General features: G+C 45.9%; 13 protein-coding genes. All 13 read left to right on the top strand.

The window, feature by feature from the left end:
• The first annotated feature begins 2 nt into the window (after nt 1-2).
• The gene (locus tag JO375_RS21480; protein WP_229526370.1) at nt 3-3,458 is read left to right on the top strand and encodes a peptidoglycan DD-metalloendopeptidase family protein; all 3,456 of its coding nucleotides are present in this window, start codon (nt 3-5) and stop codon (nt 3,456-3,458) included.
• 107 nt (nt 3,459-3,565) lie between these two features.
• Entirely contained in the window at nt 3,566-3,985 is a 420-nt protein-coding gene (locus tag JO375_RS21475) for a hypothetical protein (protein WP_229526369.1), read from the top strand.
• A gap of 3 nt (nt 3,986-3,988) precedes the next feature.
• Entirely contained in the window at nt 3,989-4,375 is a 387-nt protein-coding gene (locus JO375_RS21470) for a Low copy number virion structural protein (RefSeq protein ID WP_229526368.1), read from the top strand.
• 17 nt (nt 4,376-4,392) lie between these two features.
• Nucleotides 4,393-6,711: a PKD domain-containing protein gene (locus JO375_RS21465; protein WP_229526367.1), complete on the top strand. Its 2,319-nt coding sequence runs from the start codon at nt 4,393-4,395 to the stop codon at nt 6,709-6,711.
• Nucleotides 6,712-6,750: 39 nt separating this feature from the next.
• Entirely contained in the window at nt 6,751-8,178 is a 1,428-nt protein-coding gene (locus tag JO375_RS21460) for a hypothetical protein (protein WP_229526366.1), read from the top strand.
• 223 nt (nt 8,179-8,401) lie between these two features.
• A complete protein-coding gene (locus tag JO375_RS21455) occupies nt 8,402-10,237 on the top strand; it encodes a hypothetical protein (protein ID WP_229526365.1) in 1,836 nt (611 codons plus the stop codon).
• Between the two features lie 30 nt (nt 10,238-10,267).
• Entirely contained in the window at nt 10,268-13,720 is a 3,453-nt protein-coding gene (locus JO375_RS21450) for a hypothetical protein (RefSeq protein ID WP_229526364.1), read from the top strand.
• A gap of 14 nt (nt 13,721-13,734) precedes the next feature.
• Complete coding sequence (locus JO375_RS21445; RefSeq protein WP_229526896.1) at nt 13,735-14,820, top strand: cell adhesion protein; 1,086 nt, start codon at nt 13,735-13,737, stop codon at nt 14,818-14,820.
• 14 nt (nt 14,821-14,834) lie between these two features.
• Nucleotides 14,835-15,668 carry a hypothetical protein gene (locus JO375_RS21440; protein WP_229526363.1) on the top strand — a complete coding sequence of 278 codons (834 nt, stop codon included), beginning with the start codon at nt 14,835-14,837 and terminating at the stop codon, nt 15,666-15,668.
• 130 nt (nt 15,669-15,798) lie between these two features.
• A complete protein-coding gene (locus JO375_RS21435; RefSeq protein WP_229526362.1) occupies nt 15,799-17,019 on the top strand; it encodes a hypothetical protein in 1,221 nt (406 codons plus the stop codon).
• Between the two features lie 259 nt (nt 17,020-17,278).
• Nucleotides 17,279-17,773, top strand: a complete 495-nt coding sequence (locus JO375_RS21430; RefSeq protein WP_229526361.1) for a hypothetical protein — start codon at nt 17,279-17,281, stop codon at nt 17,771-17,773.
• 36 nt (nt 17,774-17,809) lie between these two features.
• Nucleotides 17,810-18,427 (top strand): hypothetical protein, encoded by a 618-nt coding sequence (locus tag JO375_RS21425; RefSeq protein ID WP_229526360.1) that lies wholly within the window; start codon nt 17,810-17,812, stop codon nt 18,425-18,427.
• Nucleotides 18,412-21,180 carry a filamentous hemagglutinin gene (locus JO375_RS21420; RefSeq protein WP_229526359.1) on the top strand — a complete coding sequence of 923 codons (2,769 nt, stop codon included), beginning with the start codon at nt 18,412-18,414 and terminating at the stop codon, nt 21,178-21,180. The genes JO375_RS21425 and JO375_RS21420 overlap by 16 nt, the downstream gene beginning before the upstream one ends.
• Nucleotides 21,181-21,187 lie beyond the last annotated feature (7 nt).

Below are 21,187 nucleotides of genomic sequence, written 5' to 3'. Positions count from 1 at the left end.
AAATGACTTTTCTTGAATCCATGATGAAGCGTGTACAGGCTCCGGGCCGTAAGCCACGCGTCATTGTTGAGCTGGACAAAATGTCCTATGTCCGCGGATCACGGCCAAACCAAGACGTCGTTCAATATGTAAAAGATACGTCTGTTAAAGACTTTTTATCCATTGATGGTGTGACCCAACTAACAAGTGAACAGGAAGCAATAAAGATTAGCGAGATAGCACGTCTCTCCAATCTGCCTATGTCCATGCCGATCCTTTCAAGTGCAAAAATGCGTGAACATGTTACTGACTCGAATCACATTCAGGGCATGCTGGTTACCAACCGTCACCATTCAGTGAACTCCAAGCGCCCTCATCACAAGGGCGTGGACCTGGCTTGTGACAAGGAAGATACCATCCATGCTGTATGGGATGGGAAAATCACTGCGGCTGGTGCCATAAAGGGTTACGGCCACGCTGTATATATTGATCACGGCAATGGCTGGGCGACCCGTTATGGCCATTTGAAACCCCATGCCATGATGGTCAAGGTTGGAGATCATGTGAGGGCTGGGGACCCGATTGCTATAGGATGGAATTCGGGTCACAAGAATAGCAGTGAAGGCGGGGATGAAGCATATCTTCATTTTGAGGTTCGCAAGGATGGCAAGGATTTGAACCCCGAAGCTTTCCTGCGTGGAGAAAAAGCCATACAATTGCCCATTCGAACGCTGGATACGGCTGTTGAGAATAAAAGCGTGGCTGCTTCATCGTTGGAAGCTAGCGCCCTCGAATCCCACACCGAATATAGCATGGAAGCGTGGGCTTATTATGTGAATCCTGCAAACTCTGAAGGCATAACAAGAGGCGGAACAGATGTACGGCAGTGGAAGGACTACAAAATTATCGCTGTCGATCCTTCTGTCATTCCTTTGGGAAGCAAGGTTGAGCTATGGGTAGAGGGGAAAAATTGGGGTGAATATGTGGCCGATGATACGGCAGGCTCCACGAAGGGCAAACGCATTGAGATTTTAATGAAAAATGCAGAGAAATGCCTTCAATTTGGGCGAAAGCCTGTCATTGTAAAAATCAAGCAGTGGGGAGACGGAAGAACCCGCAGCGCCAATTCAGAAGTAGACCAAGCCAGCGAATCCTACCAGATCAATCGGACCACGGAGAAAGTATCGTATTTCAAGGATTTTACGGCTCAAAAAACGAGTCTGGACCCTTTGAAATTTATGGATATCGTAGGTGCGACACAATTTTTTACAAATGAAACGCCTAATCAGGTCCGTAATGTTTTAGGTTTTGAACGAACAGACGGGGCAGGCCAGGTAAAGAAATTTTCGTTTGTGCATGACTGGTTCAAGGCAGGCTGTTTGAGCTGGGCCTACGTTTCGGATATGGACATCGAGGACAGAGTAGAGGTGAAGGTGGACGACCATGTAGTTGCCACCATTGAAGGGGTCAATGCCAAAAATGGACTGGCTTATCCTCCCTCTATTCCAGTGACGGGTGGTCGCCACAAAATTGAATTTTCCATGTCGAATCCTTCCAAGGCATCAAGGGGCAATTTCGGGATCACTTTACTGAAAGCCAGAGAATTTGATGTGGAATCCATCTCGGCCAAAACAGTCTGGACGTTTGAAGACCCGATGTGCACAATAAACAATTGGACTCCCGATCAGCATATGGTGGAGACGGATTTGGGAAATCAGCAGAAAATATCGACCGCACAGGGAGAGGCCGGGATTGAGCGGGCTGGGAAGATCAACAAATTTCCATTTACGATGCAGTTCCGCATCAAAGCCGATCAGGGAACACAAGGGAAAATAATGATCTCCAATGGCTCCAAAGTCTTTATCCTCAAGGTTACAGATCAGGGGATTTCTACGAATGTGAACTCCTATAGCCATAACCATTTGAGTGAGTACACGGATTATGTTGTAACCTGTCATAATGAAACGGATATGGATGTATATGTGAAAAGCATACTGTCAGGTGGTATCGAACAATGGGAAAATACCCGAGTGCGCGGCGTATCCGAGGATGATACGACGAACAGACTACGGTTCTCCGTATCTAGTGGCGGTCTCTATATTGCAGAGATAAAATATGCTTTTCATGATTACTCCATTGAGCAGTTTGCCACCCATATCGCAGATACGTATAAGGAGAAGTGGTATGACATCGGCGGATTTCAGTATGAGGATACCGTTTCACTGGAACAGGATGTGATGAACTGGGAGGTTTATTCTCACATGGATATGTCCTCGAGCTCAGCTACTGTAACTTTAAATAATGCGAGAGGGATCTATTCCCCATTCTTGGAACAATACGCTGCATTTTCTGATGGAAAGAAGCAGTCGTCCAATGAATTTACCTATTGGGAGGAGGGAGAACAGCGGCACCTGATTAGTGAGGGGACCCCCATCCGTATTTATGCAGGTTATGGCGATGAGCTGGTGCGTGTATTTACAGGTATGATCAAGGGTGAAATGGAGGAGGATGCCAAGAGAAGAACGCTTACGTTTCACTGTGTAGACCGATATGACATGCTGGAGGAATTTGTATTTTATAAAGATATGATCTACCCTCCAGAGGAAGCGTATGCCGGGGATGGCGGCGCCTTTGCCTGGATGAAGTCCAGCATTGTAAGGGATATTGCGGTTGCAGCCGGTCTTGATTCATGGCGTGTGCAGAGTGAAGATTGCCAATACCCTGATTTGGATATAGCCGAAACGGAGTATGTTGATGTGAAGAAGCGCGATCACTCCTATATGAAATTTGATCCCAAGACAGGAGAACTTCAGACGATTCCCCAGGATCAAGAACGTATAAAAACAGCAGAAGGCTGGAAAAGTCCTATCGTAGCCAAGGCGTCCTTCAAGGCGGGGACAAGGGCATCAGATGCTATACAAACGCTCATGCAGGATTTGCCCTACGATGTCAGATGCGATCGCTTCGGAACGTTTGTATTGAAACGGATGGATTTTCTGGATACTCCGGATTGGGATCAGGCAGCGCGTTCCAAATGGAAATTTACAGATGATCATTTGCTTGAAATGACGTCTTCTACCGACTATTCGCGTGTTCGTAATCATCTGATGATTACCGGTTCTGCGGGTTTGACGGAGCACTTTCTGGATAAAAGCCTAATTCTCGCCACTAAAGGGAACATGAGAACTATGGCATTACAGCTGCCATGGATTGAAGAGCAGGATGAGGCATCCATGCGCGATCTCAAGCAGCAGATAGCGAATAAAGTATTTTTTGATATCAAAAGACAAGCCCGCACCAAAAATATGGTTATTCCGGGCAACCCGCACATAGAGCTTTTGGATGGGTGTTATGTGTATGACAACCATACCTGTAATGCGGGATATTATCTGATTAAGGGCAACAGGCTGGTTGGCAATGAATGCGGCATGGTCAACTATCTGGAGCTGACGTGGTCGGCTCTTCCTGCAAAAGCCTGATTTTGACGGTATAATCCATAGCACAAGCAAAGGAAATGGCATTACGCAACCTGCGTTAATTGTCATTTCCTTTTTCTTATATTGAAGGAGAAGGGGAGGTGTAAACTTTGGAAAACCAGAATTTTACGAATTCCAACGAGGTATTCCCGATTATTGATCTGATTCGACGTGAAGTACGCAAGGAAAGAGTACATGCGGGTCAGACGGACGGATTGTTGGATAAAAAGGCTCAGGAGGAGCCTAATGTCATTACCATTGATGTGGCCCGTGAAATGCCTCAATATCCTGCATTGGTAACGTCAGTGCTGTACACCTATGATAACGGTTTGTCAGAACGGCTAACGCTGTATCGAGACGATCTGTTGCAGGTGACCGGATTTTTTATTGAATTTAAAGCTTCCACAACCCTGAACGCAGAAATGGAAGAAGAGGCTGATATTCTGACGTTAAACGCTATACGGGGAAGCATTATCCGGGAAAATGGCTTGTTCAAAAATCTGACGCTTGATTATGTAAGGGCGGTGTAATCGTTGTCCAGTGGTGGTAATTTTGCAAGCTATATGGTAGGCGGGCGTTTGGACCCGCCTTTTATGCCAACGAAGACCCAGCCGTACATTGTGGGCAATCGAATTGAATCCAGAGGAATTGGCAGGGTAGAAAGCACAATGCAAGTCAGTCATGATTGCGAGCTGCTTGCGGTAGCAGTGGGAGCGTCCTTTTATGAGTCCAGTGATTATTGGAATTTATATGTGGGAGATAAGCTGATATGCCAACGGATCTTCACGAAGGACCTGCCTGAAGGAATGTATTTCACCGCCGTTATTCCTTGTCCGACGGGGACTGAATTTCGTTTTGAGTTCTTTAATGAAGGCGGCAGGAACAAGGATATATGGATGAACTATCAAATGCTCCAATAGAAAGGTGGTGAAATATCATGCCACAGGATAGTCCTTGGCTGGACATGCTCGTTAACGAAGACCAGCTGATGAGCCAGATCGCGGCCCTTTGCTCTAAAAACGGATGGGATATGGTGGACGAATTTCATAAGGTTGTGTATTCAAGCAGATTGACCAAACCTGTGATTCAGCGCTTCTCTCTTCCACTCGTCAATTCCTATGTAGATATTCCCAAGCTTGCGCGTAAGGGTGACTACTATGTGTATTTGGATGGCGAGCTTATGCCGTCTTCCTATTATTCAGCAGAAGAGAGAAAGGATGGCGGACAGCGCATTACCTTCGCGTCGGGAGTTTCAGGAGAGGCCGCAGTTTATTACAGTGATCTGAACGACTCGGAGGAATTTGAATTTGTTGTAGCCAAGCACTATATTTTGCGAAATGTATCGGGGCATCTTTTTGGCCTGGCCATGCTGGGCAGTGTGAAGGAAAAGCTGCACAATACAGGCTCAAAAATCCCTTTCGCTATTCACAGGAAGCATACCGGTTGGGGAACGCAGCTGGAGCCACAATCTGACGGTATATTCTCTTGGGCTGTCCAAAAGGTTGAAGAGGACAACCTGTTTGAGCGTCATACGGTGTATTTTTATCAATTGGAAAAGTTCGTGAATACGAGCAGAATGATTGTGGGCTGGGAACAACCCGCTGATTTCAAGCGGCTTGCTTTGGACGTAGAGATTCAATCCTCCATGTGGGGGCTGCACGAGGAAACCCAAGCGCTTCAGTGGAGGATCACGCATCAGTTTCCTCAATTTTATCAATCGCCTTACGTTGCTTCGCGGACACGGATTCCACAACTGGATCGTTATGAACAGGTGGCCTCCATGAATGTGAAATTCACCAACTGGTGGCAGGACAGCAAAGTCCAGCTTAGAGGCTACGTCGATGGAAAGTCTGCCATGCTGGTTTTGCTGGCAGATACAGCACCTGCCTGGGAACGTAATGCAGTACCTTCGATCCCGATCTATATGGGCGATTTTGATGTCCAGAGCAATGCAAATTCAATCATGAACGAGAGTCGCGTGTTTGAACTGAATAGAGATGAGGATTCCCGCAAAGCAACCTTTTTCTCGGAGAGTCCTATGGTTAATACCGGATCTACGATGAAAGTGTGGTTATCAGGAGATGTGGCTGCGGAGTCAGACTATATTTCTCTACGTATTGCAGGTCAGGAGCTTGTAAAGCTGCGAACCACAGAAGCCCGCACCCCTGTCGATTCCAAAAATCAGGCAGAGTACCTTGGAGAGTTTTCCGTATACGGGGTGGATGGCAAGAATTCATTTGATTTGGAAGTGTTCGCTTCTTCCGGAGTTGATGGTTATAGTCCAGTTTCCGCAAGGGTCTGGGTGGATCTTCAAATCTATACAGAAAATGCGGGTGCTACAGCCGCTCTATTCGCAGGAACTGCCTTTGCGAAAGATGGCTTGAGTTTAGAGAATGCGCTCAGTCAATCGGCCCGGTTTGACTATGATGATGCAGATCCCAAACGTCATCAGGATGTGCTTATGCCGATCTTAAAAGAATATCCTGCTCACCCGAGTAATGGTATTGATTCTGTCATGGTCAAGAGGACAAAGTATGGTGCGCGTTATCAATCGTACTATTTTGCCTGGAATGTTCCGTCGAACAGGATGCCTCCCTTGCGGGAGAACACGTCAGGTGCCAAGCACGTCCGAGCCTGGAACAACAGCGATATGAGCAATACCTATCAATATGAGTTTAATCCATCCCGCTACACTGAGCAGGTCCATTCTTCGAGAGCTTTATTAATACATCCGGAAGATGGTACGCACGGAACACTACGAAATGTTATTTTACTGTCGCCCTTAACTATAATGAACGGGGATGAGCTGGAGGCTGTTGATGAGCACTGCACCGATGGAGAGGGCCCTAAGCATCGGACGTATTCTTATTATCTGACAGAGGGCATATCACCGTTGACCAAACGGGCAGCGACACCTTATCGACCAGCGGGCATCGGTATTTTGAAGGCTGGAAATCTTCGAAGACCGGAAAAACGGCTGCCTGTTTCGCTGCCTCCGTTCGTTGTATCCCTAACTCCGTCCCATATTTCTGTCCATATCGGGGAGGGAGTGGAATTGATAGCTTCCTATAACAGGCATTCACCGATGATTATATTCAACTGGTTTGCTTCAGATGGTACAAATCCAGAAGGCCGTACGGTGAATAACGCCCGCTTTACTTTTCATAAAGAGGGAAAGTACACCGTTACCTTCACCGTAACAAATGAATTGGGACAGACAGGAACGGCATCAGCAGACATTGACGTAGTTAAGTAGCAAAGAACAAATCGTAATTCAAAGAAAGGGGAGAAACAAATGTCATTCATTGATACGACAGCAGCAGCATTTACTCCAAAAGTAACAGAAGCAGACTTACAGCCCCGTATGGGAGAGTTGCTCGCTACCGCAGGCTGGAAAGTCTCGGCCAATTACAAAAGGGTCATTTTTGATGCAAATATTACCCATCCCTCGGATTTAGTGAGGAACTATACAAATTATCGGATCACGGTTGCCGAACATTTTATATATTCCAATAAGGAAAATCAAAGCTTCGGTATCGCCATTGCCGGAACATGGTACCCACGATTGGCTGATTATGTGAAGCGCCCGGATAAGGATTCCTACAAGCAGTTTGGGGAATGGGCAACAAATGAATTCCGCAAATACAGGCTTTCCCATACTTTATATGTGTACATGCTAGAAGATTTAAAAGGATTGAAGCCAGACGGTGCAGATCTTGTACTGGCCTGGAACGATAATTCTGAAGCCGGGCAGCTTCGGGCAGCGCTGGATATTGAAGTAGAGGAATCTGCGTGGAAGACGACGAGTAGCGGTCCCATGTTTACAGTGACCAAAGCAGAAGGCGCACGAATGCAGTCTCCAATCATGCAAGCAGGTCTGCGCTACAAGCTGATGGAGTCTTATTACAACAACTCTTTTAACTACCCTGTCCAAAATACAAACTGGTGGAGTGATTCTGAAATTGCTGTGAAAGGGACTCTTTCAGACACGAATTTCTTTTTTACCATTCAGTGTGATAATGTGCCGGCCCCAGAAAACAATCTGGTTCCGATCATTCCGCTCTACTTTGGCAAGCTGGACCCGGTTGAGGAAGGCGATAAAGTTTATGCTTTATTTGCAGGAACGGTTCCGATCAGGGATACGGTGAATGGAGTCGCTACGTATGACTTTGATGATACCACAACCAGACAGCCCCATATTATGCCATTGTTAAAATCATATCCTAACTTTCCGGCTAATGGTCTGGATAATATCATGGTTAATCGCGCCAAGCAGGGTGCGAGATATCAAGCCCATTATCTTTCCTGGAATTCGCCGCCTAATCTCATGCCGCCGGCCAGAACCTCTGTTGACGGCAAGAAGGATTATCCGCGAGCCTGGAATAATGCTGAAAATCCTTTGTACAAATACACTTTCAATCCTTCTCGTTACAGCGGGAAGGTGCATACTTCCAAAGTATATGTTATTCACCCCGAAGAGGGAGTGCGCGGTACATTAAAAGATACGATCTCTTTGGCCGCCTTTTCCTTTAATGCCAACAAATTGAGAGTCAAACGGGCCAACTGTTCTGATGAATTTGATGTATACCGCTACTTCCTGATAGAGGGAATTTCCCCATTGACCAAAAAACCGGGTACTCAATTCAGGCCTGCGGGCATTGGCTTGTATGTGAACACAGTAGATGATGAAGGAAATGAAATAAAACCAGCCCCAACTCCTTAGCCACCGGACACTATACATTGTGGTGAGGTGAATGAATCCGGGGGAGGAAAGCTTACAGAGAAGACATCATGGTAAATATTTAGTTAAACGCCCGGTGTAGTAACCGAATAGAAGCGGAATTCAGTCAAGTGAGAATCGGCTTGTTTTAATATGAAATAGATAAAAGTATAACCAACTACCCTATAGTGTAGCTTGGCTAATCTAATATTAGAGGTGATTGATTGTGTCGTGGTTTGATGGAGATGCTACTTTTCAACTGTTTCCGCAGGAATTGGAGAAACAATTCAATGCTCATGGCTGGAACACGTTTATTAAATACCGGGCAGTAACCGGGAACCCTAGAAATACGGCGACTAAATTCGCTGACGTTCGATTGTTCAGATCCACGGGCAGTGACGGTCAGATACGCAACTTCGGTATGGCTTTTGGTTACGGCGGAACGGTCAAACAGCCGGGGGAGATGGACTTCATCTCACAAAACTCCGTGATTGGAGAGGCTAAGCGGGTACAAGGCAGTGACACGCAATTGCAGGTCGTTGTGCGTCCTGTAGAGCCGGATTCTGAGATGTTATATAAGAATGGTGTATTCGTTCAAAAAACGGAATATACCTTTGAACCTTACAGTGGCGTATTTAAGCTCAATAAAGCAGCACTGGCAAGCGATCAATTTACCGTATCCTATGCGCCTGCTGCGAATGCTCCGAGTCTGCCCAAGCGATTATTTTTCTTTACCTTCGATGATGTGCGCTCGGAAAAAATTGTAGAAGCTGTCAATAACGGAATCAGGGTAGGCGATCCGGAATCCATTCTTCCTGACGGAGATGGAACTCGCCGAGAATTTAAAATCCCTTCGGACACGACCATCAAGGCAGGAAGCGTCCGGCTGTATATTAATCAGGTCGAGGTTTCTCCTACCGATTTTACGGTTGACTACGCAACAAATACGATTAAAATCCCGACGACAGTTAAAGCACCGGACGCTGGCAGTGAGCTTCACGTATCTTATGTCAGAGTACTGGCTGGTACGGGCACAGATATGATTAATTTCGGGGATGTGACCACCCGGAACTTTGACCCGGATTCCGGAGCGAGCTTAATGGACGCTGTATATTCCTGTATCTACTATATTTATCCTTCGTTGCCAACAGCCTTGTCCTTTACTTCACTGGATAATTATACACGGGGCTGGCAGCGAGACTCCAGCATATATTATTGGGGGAACTTCAACAAAGACCGTATTGTCATGTTCCTTCGTCCCGATCCTACCTCCGGTCCTGAGAACACATATTTTGCACCCCTTTACATTGGCAAAATGACCACGCTTGGCAAATCGCCAAGGAAAAATCACGTTCTGATCTCTGGCTGCCGGGAAAAGGACGAAGTGAAATGGGGAAGGGATATGAAGCTGGGTGCCACATACGTAGACTATGGGCCGAATACTTCGAACGGTAACAGTTCGGTACAGCTTCAACAGTCCATTGGCGGAACGTATTACCAGCAGCATTATCTCGCCTTCATTACACATGACAAGCAGGTGGACGCGGGTGAGTCCCGGTTCAATCCTTCGGTCTACAGCGGTAAATACCATATTTCTCCTATGTATGTGGTTCATCCCAATGACGGTTTTGTCGGTAAGCTGGACGAGTGCTACGCTGTTCATCCGAAAAATATCTCTCAGCTCGATGAGCTGGAGGTCGTAGAGACGACAGATCATGAAATGCTGGGCACAGGTGATGGAAAAAACAAGGTGTTCCATTTATCTCATCAGCCTTCCTTAAAAGATGATGGCACACCATTTAATCTGGTAATCAAAGTCAATTGTGTTGAGGTCAAATTCGGTACGGATTACACATTGGATTTGGAAACCAAGCAAATCACATTCCTGGATGGCAAAGCACCGAAAGCGGATGAAGAGGTTTTGGCCACATATGAGTACAAGCAGATTTACCGTTACACCTTGGCGGATACACCTGTGAGTCCATTCACGTTGGCTACCATTAGTCCATTCGCTCCGATCGGCTTGGGTATTCTGAAGGAAACGCTTGTTAAGAACAGTTAACCTGCAGGGTTAAAGGAGGTCGGCGGTGACATGCTGGACGGTAAAAAATCTTACCTGATCAGTATCACCGCCCTTTTTTCTAAAAAGGGCTATGAACTGGCATTTGGTACAGATATGATCTTGGATACACAGCGGGATACGCGTTACCATCTGTCTGCTCCTGTGAATAGTACGTACCGAACGCTGAGACAGGATACGTTAAAAAATGCATCCAAAGCTCCTTATTCCGCTACAAGTTTATTCGGGGGAAATTGGAAAGAGGCAGCGATTGCTGGTGAATTCGAGGGTCAAACCGTGGAAGCCGTTCACTCGACGATTGTATCTTACTTATCCGATATTCACAGGCATTTTAGGGGAGAAATCAGACAGAAGGCGCAGCAACCTTCACGTTTCACAGCGTCAGAGGCTCGTTGGAAAATGGGCGGTAAGATCCATTCCATGGGACATGCAGATTCTATACAGCAGGGAGATCGGCAGAAGTCCATTCAGGCTGATTTCATTGTTAATGCGGTGCAGGAGAAAGATGCTGTTTCCCAGATGAGGCTACAGGCAGAGACTTCAAATGGTGCCTATGAAATCGCAAATGTTTTGCCTGCCTATGAGGGGCTTCTTGATGCAGGTTCTGTATCCGAGCAGCGCCAGGGTAACGGATCGCCTTCTTCTGAGTCTGCAATTCACGGAGAAACAGTGATACAGGGAGAGACCGCTGAACAACAGACGGTGATTCAACAGATATTTCAGGATCGCGCAGCGGTGGTAGAACTGCCAGTCGCGGCTAAGGGGTTGGCGATGGAATCTATTTCTCAGCCGGCAGGTGAGGCGTTGCCCCATCAAACCGATATTCGGGATGCCCTGATCGAGACATCACGGCCTGGTGCGAAGGGACAGATTTTGGATTTGGACGAAATCAACGATTTAACAAAAGCCGGAAAGCGTGAGCAGGTAGTAGGGACTACGCCTAATGATGTGCTGGAGACAGAGGCCAGTGCCAAAAATGATCATGCTCCCGTGGAAGCACGTGCAGCAAAGTCCGACAAAAGTGAGGGTGCCTTCATAGATTGGCAGATGCTTGTCGAACAGCGCCCATTTAAGGATTCCGCCAACGAACGCAGCACTGCTGCATCGATGGGTTCTGGCACTGGTGCTGGGCATGAACGAATGCGCGCAACAGAGTTGAAACAGGACAAGTTCATGATGATTCATGAGACCGGGACAGGTAATCGTATATATCTTTCAGATGCTGCGGAGCCCCAAGACATGCTGAAGGCGGAGCATGGCATATTTTCTATACAACCGGAGAACACGTCGTCCATTACAGCAGACCCAATGATGGGATCGGTCACCGGGTCGCCCGAGATGGGCACGTTATCTGAAGGAATCCGGTCTGTATATGGCGAGTACGCGGCCAAAATGGCCGAAGCGGGAATGGAAAATATCCTGTCAGAGGGCTTGCAGCACGTTGATGTACCAGCTGCGCCAAGCTCGATTGAAAGTGTAATTCATCGAATGCAGGAGACTTCAAACAGCGGCTCACTGGAGGGGATTCAAGGCCATTCAATAGTAGGAAGCATGGAATTCTCTGGCAGGATGATAGGTGCACAGACTGAAACGTTTACAAGCGGCCTCGCATCCTCAAGCCGGAACAGTTTGAACGAATCCATGAGTGTGGCTAGCTACAATAAGGAACAAGCCTGCCCTGCTGGTCCAGATCAATATAGAGTAGCTTCAACCTACGACAATTCTAAAGTTATGCCAGAGGAGCAAAGCATTACAGCCTTTATCCATTCCTCCGCAGATGCTGACAATGAGCATCTAAGTTCTGGTATCCCTGAGCATGACGCAACGATAGGCGATTCTCAGCGTGGAGAGCGGGTATTGGCCAGCCAAGAAGGAGAGCTGAACGACCTTGGTTCTGCACGTTTAAATGGATTGGAACTCGAAGGGCAGTATGAAGAGTTACTTGCAGCCGAAGTTTTGAGAGAAATCATCGCTGAATCTCCTGAAATCAGCAAGATGGCTCGAATGCTCCGGATTATGTATGGTGAGCAGGCGATGGAGCTGATTGAAGCAGGCATTAAATATATTGTGGTAAAGGCTGTGAAGGAAGGGACAACCCAGACTTCGATTCATCAAATTACAGATAGTGTCATTCATCAGTTGGAAACGTCATTGGCCAGTGGTTCGCTAGGAGCTGTCCAGACTCGTTCGGATCAAGCCTATACCGAGCATACCGAAGGGACGCTGCAAACAAGCGCTGAGCAAGGTAGCAAGTCTCCCAATGAAGAGGGGCTGCTTATCAGCTCCGAATCGGGTAACTCTTTCTCTTCCTGCGAAGGTGCATATCATGCGATGGGAGATGCAGAAAGACACACGTCTGCCGAAGCTGAAATCCAGGCGTTGGATAAGGCGCTTATGAACCCGAATAGTACGAATGCCATAACACAGGATATCGAAACAGGCAGAACCTTCTCCAGCATTACAGGTGTTACAGAGTCCATGGAGCAGGGAATTCTTTCTGGGTCCCTTCCGGATGGTGAATATATCCATTTGGAAAGAGCTGCCATGAGCACTGGGAACTTGAATGCAGCGGAATCAGGACCACTGGAAAGCGCACAGTATATTGGCGAATTGGAAGCCGAGCGGTCTGAGGTCACAACTGGTGAGCTTTTAGAACAGACCAAAGAAGCTGACGTTGCTTCATCAGAGCACGCGCTTGTCTATCCGGATATTCAGGAGGGCGTTATCAATAGCGGCACTTACGCTGACAATCAGGAGCATAATCAGGTTTCCGATGCTATTCTCCTTGACGGAGATCAAGCAGTCCCTATGGAATCCGTTCAGGAGACGAATATTGATCAGATCGATCGGTCGGACAGCATTATGAGAACGTATGAGACTGTGGTTGAGCAGACGAATGGAACAGGTAACCAGGTTGAAAATGTGCTTGAAGCAGTTTGGATTCATCAGGAACGTGCCAATGGTGAGGAGACGGAATACATCGGTGTCAGAGATGGTCTTGAAACTGCTCAGCCAGGAGATATCAGCAAAATGGTGGATATGCCGGAGCTGGAGCAAGGCCAAGCCATCAAAAAAACGCTGCCAGCAGTGATACCCGCTCATACAGCTGCAGAGCTTGTTTTTAAAATAGAAGAAACCGAGCTACATGCTATATCTGAAGGTGCTCGCAAGAAGAAGGCCATGTCTACCCGGATTGAGGCTGAGCACCAACAAGCTGCCAGAAAGAGAAAGGTAATAAAGACACAGATTACAGATGCAGAAGATGGTATTCGGTTGAAAAAAACAGCTGCTGTTCGAATCGAAGCTCCAGGGTCGGCCAAGCGTCATACAATCTTGAAGACGGTGATTGAGGCCCCATCCGAAGCTACGAATCAATCGATGCCGGTCATGCCTAAAAGAAAAATATGGATGATTATGGGCAAGATCGCTTCTTGGAACATCTGGAACTGGAAGAAGACAAGGTAGGTGATAGAAATCTCATGGGGATTTACAAGAAATGGAGTGGATTGATTTTTGATGACACATTTCAAAGTGGAGAAATCCACTCCCGCTACCAAATATCTCCGACAACGGCTTGTACCTTGAATACAGGCTTGCAGCAGTTAATCATGTCCCACACAGAACAGGAAACCATGCTTTTGTTTGATGCACCTAAGGATGAGCCTACCCTGCTGTTAGAAGTGACTGCTGACTATGTTCCTATTGCATACGGCGACGAGGGCGGGATTGTCATCTGGCAGGATGGCTACCATCGGCTGGAATTTCTGGAGAGTAGGGACACGACAACTCGGGAGTATAGCCGATGGCGGGCAGAGAAGAAGGGGAACCAGTGGACCTTTTATGCCAATCGCGGATTGGGGTGGGAGCTATTTGACTCGGCTGATCTGGTGGCTGAAAAAATAGGTATCCTCTTAAAAAATCCACAACGTGATGAATACGAGCAACTTGGTCTAGACAGGCTTGTTCTATGCAAAAGCAACAAAATAACACTGGGAAATTTGCCGGAAGGCTATTCCGTATTTTTATGCGATCCCGATGGATATACCATTGCTTCCTCCAAGGTAGAGCCCACGTGGACAGGGGTGCAGTTGGAGCTTCCGACGGTGCCCTTTCGCGGAATGCTGAGAGTCTATGATGAAAATGGAGTTCTTTTATCCAGCCTTGGCGCTATGGATATGTACGGTGGTGATCTGTATCTGTATGGTACTGATCTTCGTGTGCTATGGAAAGATAAAGAGCTTAGCTTAAGCGAGGAAACCTACTTAGGCACGATGTATGACAATACCATTCAGGTGCAATTGGAGCTATATAACCCTTCGAAAAATAAGCAGGCTGAGCAAATTACAATGGGGATACTGAAATATCTGGAGGAATTTGGTTATGAGTGGGCAGACTTGAGCCATGATGATGGAACGGATCATCCGCAAGGGGATTATATGCAGCAGCTCCCTATGGGGACTCTGCCACCCGAAGGCAGGATGAAATTCTGGATGAAGGTAGAGCGCAAAAATGAGCACTTTGGCATCAAGCCTCTTCATTTTATTTTGGATATTACTCATATATAAGGAGGTGTTGGATTTTGGCAGGTACGAAGATGATATTGCGCAGATATGGAAATGAAATCATCTATTGGGACGAGCAGGAGATTATTGTGGATCAGGCCTACCTGGACAAGTATAAAGACCTGTACATCCGTCTGACACATCCTTATATATTGGGTACAAGGATGCTGGATGTATATTTGAATGGACAGCATTTGCTAGCTCAGGGCGGATATGAGGAAGTAGACGAAAACACGATTCGTCTTGATTTGGGCATTTATCCGCAGGAGCATCCACTGGCAGGACAGCACATTCCGCTCGTGATCGGTGATGAAATATACATCCGTACCTGGAAGCCTGAGTATCGTCGGGGGGGCGGAAGCGGTATTGATGATCTCAGGTTCAAAAGGCTGGAGGAAGAGATCGTCTCGGCCCGTAAATATACGGAGCGTGATGTTCAGTTTCACCAGTTGGATGACAGGCTGGATTATATTCAGGAGCGGGCAGAGGCCAAAACGATGGTATTTGTGCTGGAACGGGTTCCGCTAGGGCCCTGTAAATATGAAATGCGATTCCCGTTTGAAGGGAAGATCAAGGAAATATACGCCTCTTGCGGAATATACGGGACAAGTAAAAGTGAGTTTTCCATTGAAAAATGCTCCCAGCTCGACTATGAAACGTTACCGAGCTGGGCTAATATTCTCAGTCGCAACCTGACCATCCAGGCAGGTGAAAAATCCAGCAATACGAGCAATTTACCTTACATTCTTTCTGATCCTGTGATTCACAAGAACGATCATTTTCGCATTAACACTCTTGTAGCAGGTGAAGGATTAAAAGGCTTGACGCTGGAAATCGTCGTTACTATATAAGGTGGAAAATAATTATTTACAACAAAGTATTACTGCAATATCGGATAAGAAGGCATAAATCGAACTTATATTGCATTTGTAACAAAACATAAAAGTGGATTTGTAAAATCCTAATAAGGAGAGATGAGTTATGGCAGGTACGAGAGGTATTGCGAGATTCCGTGGTGAGCAGTTGAACAACAAACTGTTGCGGAATCAACATTTCGATGAAGCGAATAAAATTGCAGAGAAGTACATTGACCTCCAGTTTCATAATCACCGTGAAATTTTAGAAGACACCAAGATTGATGTTTTTGTACAGGTGAATGGAAAAGCGGTTGCCGGCAGCACGCAACTGGATGTATCGGGCGATATCGGCACAAGAGCTGTCTCGACCGGAGACAAAGTGGAAGGTGTCCTGCTGACCGAGAAGGTGCAGCTTCGCGTCACAGGTACAGATAGCCCAATCGGAGACAGCGACTCTGACGTGGTATACGGTCGTCTTGAAGAAAGTAAAGGCAGCTACCTTCTGAGATTTTATAGTGTAGAAGGAGGCAAAGAGCAGCCGTACACATTTGCTGCAAAAGCGGACAAGATTGATTATCGTTTTGTGATTCGCACGAATTTGTCTGTCATTCCTCCGGATACAATCATTCGGGGCGGTAGCGGATTCGTGGAAGGGGCCACCGATGCCAAAGCCTATATGAATCTGGTTCAGTTGATGAAGGATGTGTATGGCTCGACAGGCAGACTGGATAATGATGGTAACCCGAATCTGGAAGTTTCAATTCAGGACCAGCTTAGCCGAGAGGTACAAGATCGCAAGGACGCAGATCAGGCGATCCAGGATCGGTTGGCTTCTGCTGCAGGCGCACAACTAATCGGGGTTGCAACAGATTCCAACTATAGCGGAGTGACTTTACAAGCTGCTCTCAGCAATGTAGCGAAGCGCTTGAAATCTTCTGAGGAACTGATGAATGGGATCAGTGATCGGGATGCGGATTCCGCAAGCGGCTATTTCAAAGCAGGAGATTATGGTAATGCAGAAGGTCGTATTCTTGATTTGGAGAAGGCGGCAGATGCTGCGTTCAAAGCATTAAGTGTAAAAGTAGGCACGATCGAAGCGGCGGCTGAAGAAGAAGTATTTGAAGCAGCCGGAGGCGAGTCGGAATACACGCTAAAAAAGGGAAAAGCCAAAGACAAAACGGTACGTCTGGCCATCAACGGGCAGCTCCAAACACCAGGTATTAACTTTACCTATATCAAGGATGAAGGCGGATTGATTACAGGCTTTAACTTTACGCCGGATACGTTGAAGGTTGTCGAAAATGTACCGGATGTTCTGTTCATTCAATACCAAAAGGCTGAATAAACAATAAGCAATTTCAATCCTATTTTCTCGAAAAATAGCTCTTTATATCAGTTATAGCAGCACCCCTTGGAAGTGCTGAACGAGTGCATGTTCATTCTCAGCATCTAAGGGGTGTGCTTGTGTCCCCCTCTAAAGAATTTTGTAGGTTTTATGTCCGCATAATGTTAGTTTTCGACTCAAAATACTTATATTGAGTATGCCATGAAAAAAGTGGCGAAAGGTTTTATTTGATCTTTTCTAAAATGAAGGAGGAAAAAACATGCCAGCACCAGCTGTATCATGGCTTAAAACAGACAACGTAACAACACTGTCAAAATGGGAGATCGGGACGATAGACGCGGGATCTTCTTCCCCATCTTTGGGTGTACTTATTTGGAACAATCGTGGGAATGCAAATAACGATTTTTCAACCATGACCAATTGTACTATTACAACCAAGGATAGCTCGGGAGGAGATAGTGGTGAGTTGGTCCTGAATACATGGATTCAGGTACGTGTAGATAGTATGGCGGAATCCAGCTTTACTTCAATTGGCGGGACAGCAACGAAAGTCATTCAAGCTGGCGGGAATACGGTCAATTCCAAGGGAACCTTTTCGCCGGGAAACAAGGAAATTCTGGGCGTTATCAACGATGGCTCCGTAGGAAATTCCAAAGGCAACTACACACAGGTGACACTACAAGCAAGTGTTCCGGCTACAGCCACGGCAGGTAATGTCAACTTTCTAACGCGTGTGGCCTATCAATACGTCTAACAACTGATATCCAATACAATGGGAGGAAGAATATCTATGTTTGCACAATGTAACGGATATTCTCCTGTGTCACAGGATTTTATTTGGCTAGGTGAGTACACGGACGGTACTCACCTTTCTGAGTATGATTTTGTCACGCAGGCAGAAAACAGCTTTTACGCCATTCAAAGAGAAAAATTGATCCGCTTTGGTATGGTAGGCCATGGTCAAACCTTCTTCTTTGAAAGTGACGGTATTTTCAAATTAGCTGGCAGGATGGTGGAACTGGTATATTCCACGCCGGACAAAGACTATCACCTGACAGGTAATGTGTTTCAATCCTACAGAGACATTATTGCATATAAGGATGCGGAGGCATCCGGATTACCCAACTACAGCCCTGCTGCGGCAGGAGAAAAAGGGGTAATGAGCAGTACGATTACCCAATTTAATTTTGGATATAAGGCGGCGCTCTTGATTGACCAGGTTGAATTTCATGTCAAAGCGATCTGTAAGATTCCATTCAACGCACCCGTTCATATGGCATTGAGACTAGTATCCAATACGGAACTGAATGGCAAATTACAGGTCAAGGTAAACGGCTTGGTTACACAGGAATTCAGTGCTCCATTAAAACACGATATCGGAGGTGAATTGAATTGGCTGGTTCAGTAATTCGTAATTATACGATTGAAGTAGATAAAATCAATAAAAAGTCAATATTTAGTATATATCCATATCCTGTAGAAATTCTTACTCCAAACGGCTGGGAGAGTATCCAAGAAGAATTTGAAGAGCTTCAGGAAAAAAATCTGGACGAGAATTATACATTTACACCTGAGGAAGAGCAGTTATATCAGGAATACAAGCAATTGGCTGATTCCTTTTATGAACATAAAATAGCATCCACGATCATTTTGGATACCGCCGATCCGACGGGAATTGACATCGTGGGCAGAGACCGGGTTCAGCATGTATTGGATGCGGAAACCCGTGAGCAGATCCCGTTTGGCCGTGAATTTGCTTATGTGCACGGAGCCTCCAAGCTGAGCGGAACGATTATTTTACCCTATGACGATTATTCGGATGTATATGTCGTCAGCGATGCGGATGAAGATGGGATTGCCGAGCTGACCTACGTGAAGACGAAGGAAGAGACGGGCGGCGTAAGACCCTATTTCGAAAAGGTAGAGGGTCAGACCTATATTTATGTGGACCATTTTTCCGGTGGTGGTGGAACGCAGGCAGATCCTTATATTGTTTCTACCGAACAGGATTTGGATGATGTACGGAAGAAACCCGGAGCTTGGTATATGCAGGATAGAGATATTGTCATGGGCAGCTTTCAGAGTGGGACTGGATTTACACCGATAGGTGATGGTAATTATGTTTTTACAGGTGTGTATGATGGTAATGGGTATTCTATTAAAAGTTTATACATGAACCAGGACAGAAATTATGTTGGTTTGTTTGGATATGCCCGGGCAGCAGCGATACGTAATTTAAGGTTAATTAATCCTAATATTACCAATAAAAAGACTTATACCGGTACACTAATAGGTTACGGAGATTATTATGTTAATATCTATAATTGTAATGTTATTTCAGGTGTGGTTGAAGGCCAAATGGGATATGTCGGGGGATTAGTTGGCTATTTATATCAAAATTCAAGCAATTCAACAATCAGTTACTCATATAATTATAAGTGTAACGTTCGATCCGCAGGCAATATGGCAGGAGGACTAATTGGAAATGTAAATTATTACAACGGCAGCTTCTCGATGGCGTATTGTTACTCTACAGGTAAGGTCGAGGATATTACAATAGCTCGTGAAAGAAGCAGTATTGGAGGTTTTATAGGCAATACCAATATTGCTTCTTCAATTAAATATTGTTACTGGGATATAGAAGCCTCGGGAATTCCAACCAGTGCAGCGGGTGTTGGCAAATCCACGCTGGAATTAAAGACTGCATCCACATTTGAAAATTGGGATTTCGCTAACTATTGGTATATGAGCCAGGATTACAATGGAGGTTATCCTGAACATCGTCAATTTATTCGATACCACAGCGGGACAGGTACCAAGGAGGATCCTTTCCTTATTCTGACCGAGTTTGATCTATCTCAAATGCGCTGGTTTCGCGATGGATTTTATTTCAAATTCGAAGATGATATCAAAATGACACAATTCCAAACAAATAGCGGATTTTATCCCATTGGCTTTAATCTGACGGGTAAAGAAGCGTATTTCAGAGGATATGTTGATGGTGGAGGTCGCTGCGTTGCTAACCTATTCATCTATCGTCCCAATGATCAATTTGTAAGTCTGTTTGGCTACATGATGGGAGGCTGGATCAAAAATCTGGATATCATTGATTGTAATCTTACAGGTAGCCATTATACGTCGGCACTAGCGGGCCAGCTTTCCAAAGCTACCATTAGCAATTGCCATGTCGATACATTTTCTTATTGCAAAGTTACAAGCAAAGGAAATTATGGAGCAGGATTGGTAGGACAAGTAGCTACGGATGGAATCGTAGAGGATTGCAGTGTAAATACAACGGTTGTAGGAGTAAGCTACACTGGAGTGTTTGCAGGTTATTTAACTGGGAATGGGATTATACGTAGATGCTGTGCTTCTGGTAAAGGTGAGAGTACTGGGGATTACCTGGGGGGATTTTTAGGTTACAGTAATGGTTCTTCTATATTGGAGGATTGCTGGACAGATGCGGAGCTAACTGGAGTAACGGTGGGCGGATTTGGTGGAAATACGGCTACTCTTACGATAAGACGATGCCTCGCGTTGGGCAAGGCATTTGCTTCATCCGCTTGGAATGGATTTATTTATGCGGGGAGTGGCGCCTTTTCAGATAATTACTTTGATAAGGAATTGTATAAGACTGCTTCTGGTATAGGGGGATCAGGTTTGACCACCCGTGAAATGAAATACAGGGGAACCTACTCCAATCCGGCCTGGAATTTTGACGATATATGGATGATGGACCCTAAATACAATGACGGTTATCCCGCATTAAGGAAGCTTCTGCCTCTTGATCTGCCATTGCTCGGCTTCCGTAATGAATTTGGTAAATACTATACAGATAATGCAGGGGAGCGGCTGCGTTACCTGGAGTTCGGCACATTAATCGCAAGCCAAACCTCTTCCCCCAAACCAGTGTGGCTGCAAAATAATGCTGATTTCCCGGTGAATCAACTCAAAGCATGGGTGGATAGTACGACGGTAGATAAAGGGATGGAGATTGATTTAAGTATGTCGGATACTCCGTTTTTACCTGCTCAGGAATTAGCCTTTAATGGCACCTTAGCTAGGGGCAGCGCGGAAAAGTTCTATGTCAGAATCAAGTCGGATATTGCAGTGAAGACGGGTGGAACGTTTGATCTAAGGGCGAAAGCAAGCCCCATATAATGATGTT

Origin of the sequence: Paenibacillus farraposensis (assembly GCF_020736845.1) — a bacterium.
Classification (GTDB): Bacteria; Bacillota; Bacilli; order Paenibacillales; family Paenibacillaceae; genus Paenibacillus; species Paenibacillus farraposensis.
Note: the sequence above shows the minus strand (reverse complement) of the source record. Positions and strands in the feature narration are given on the sequence as shown.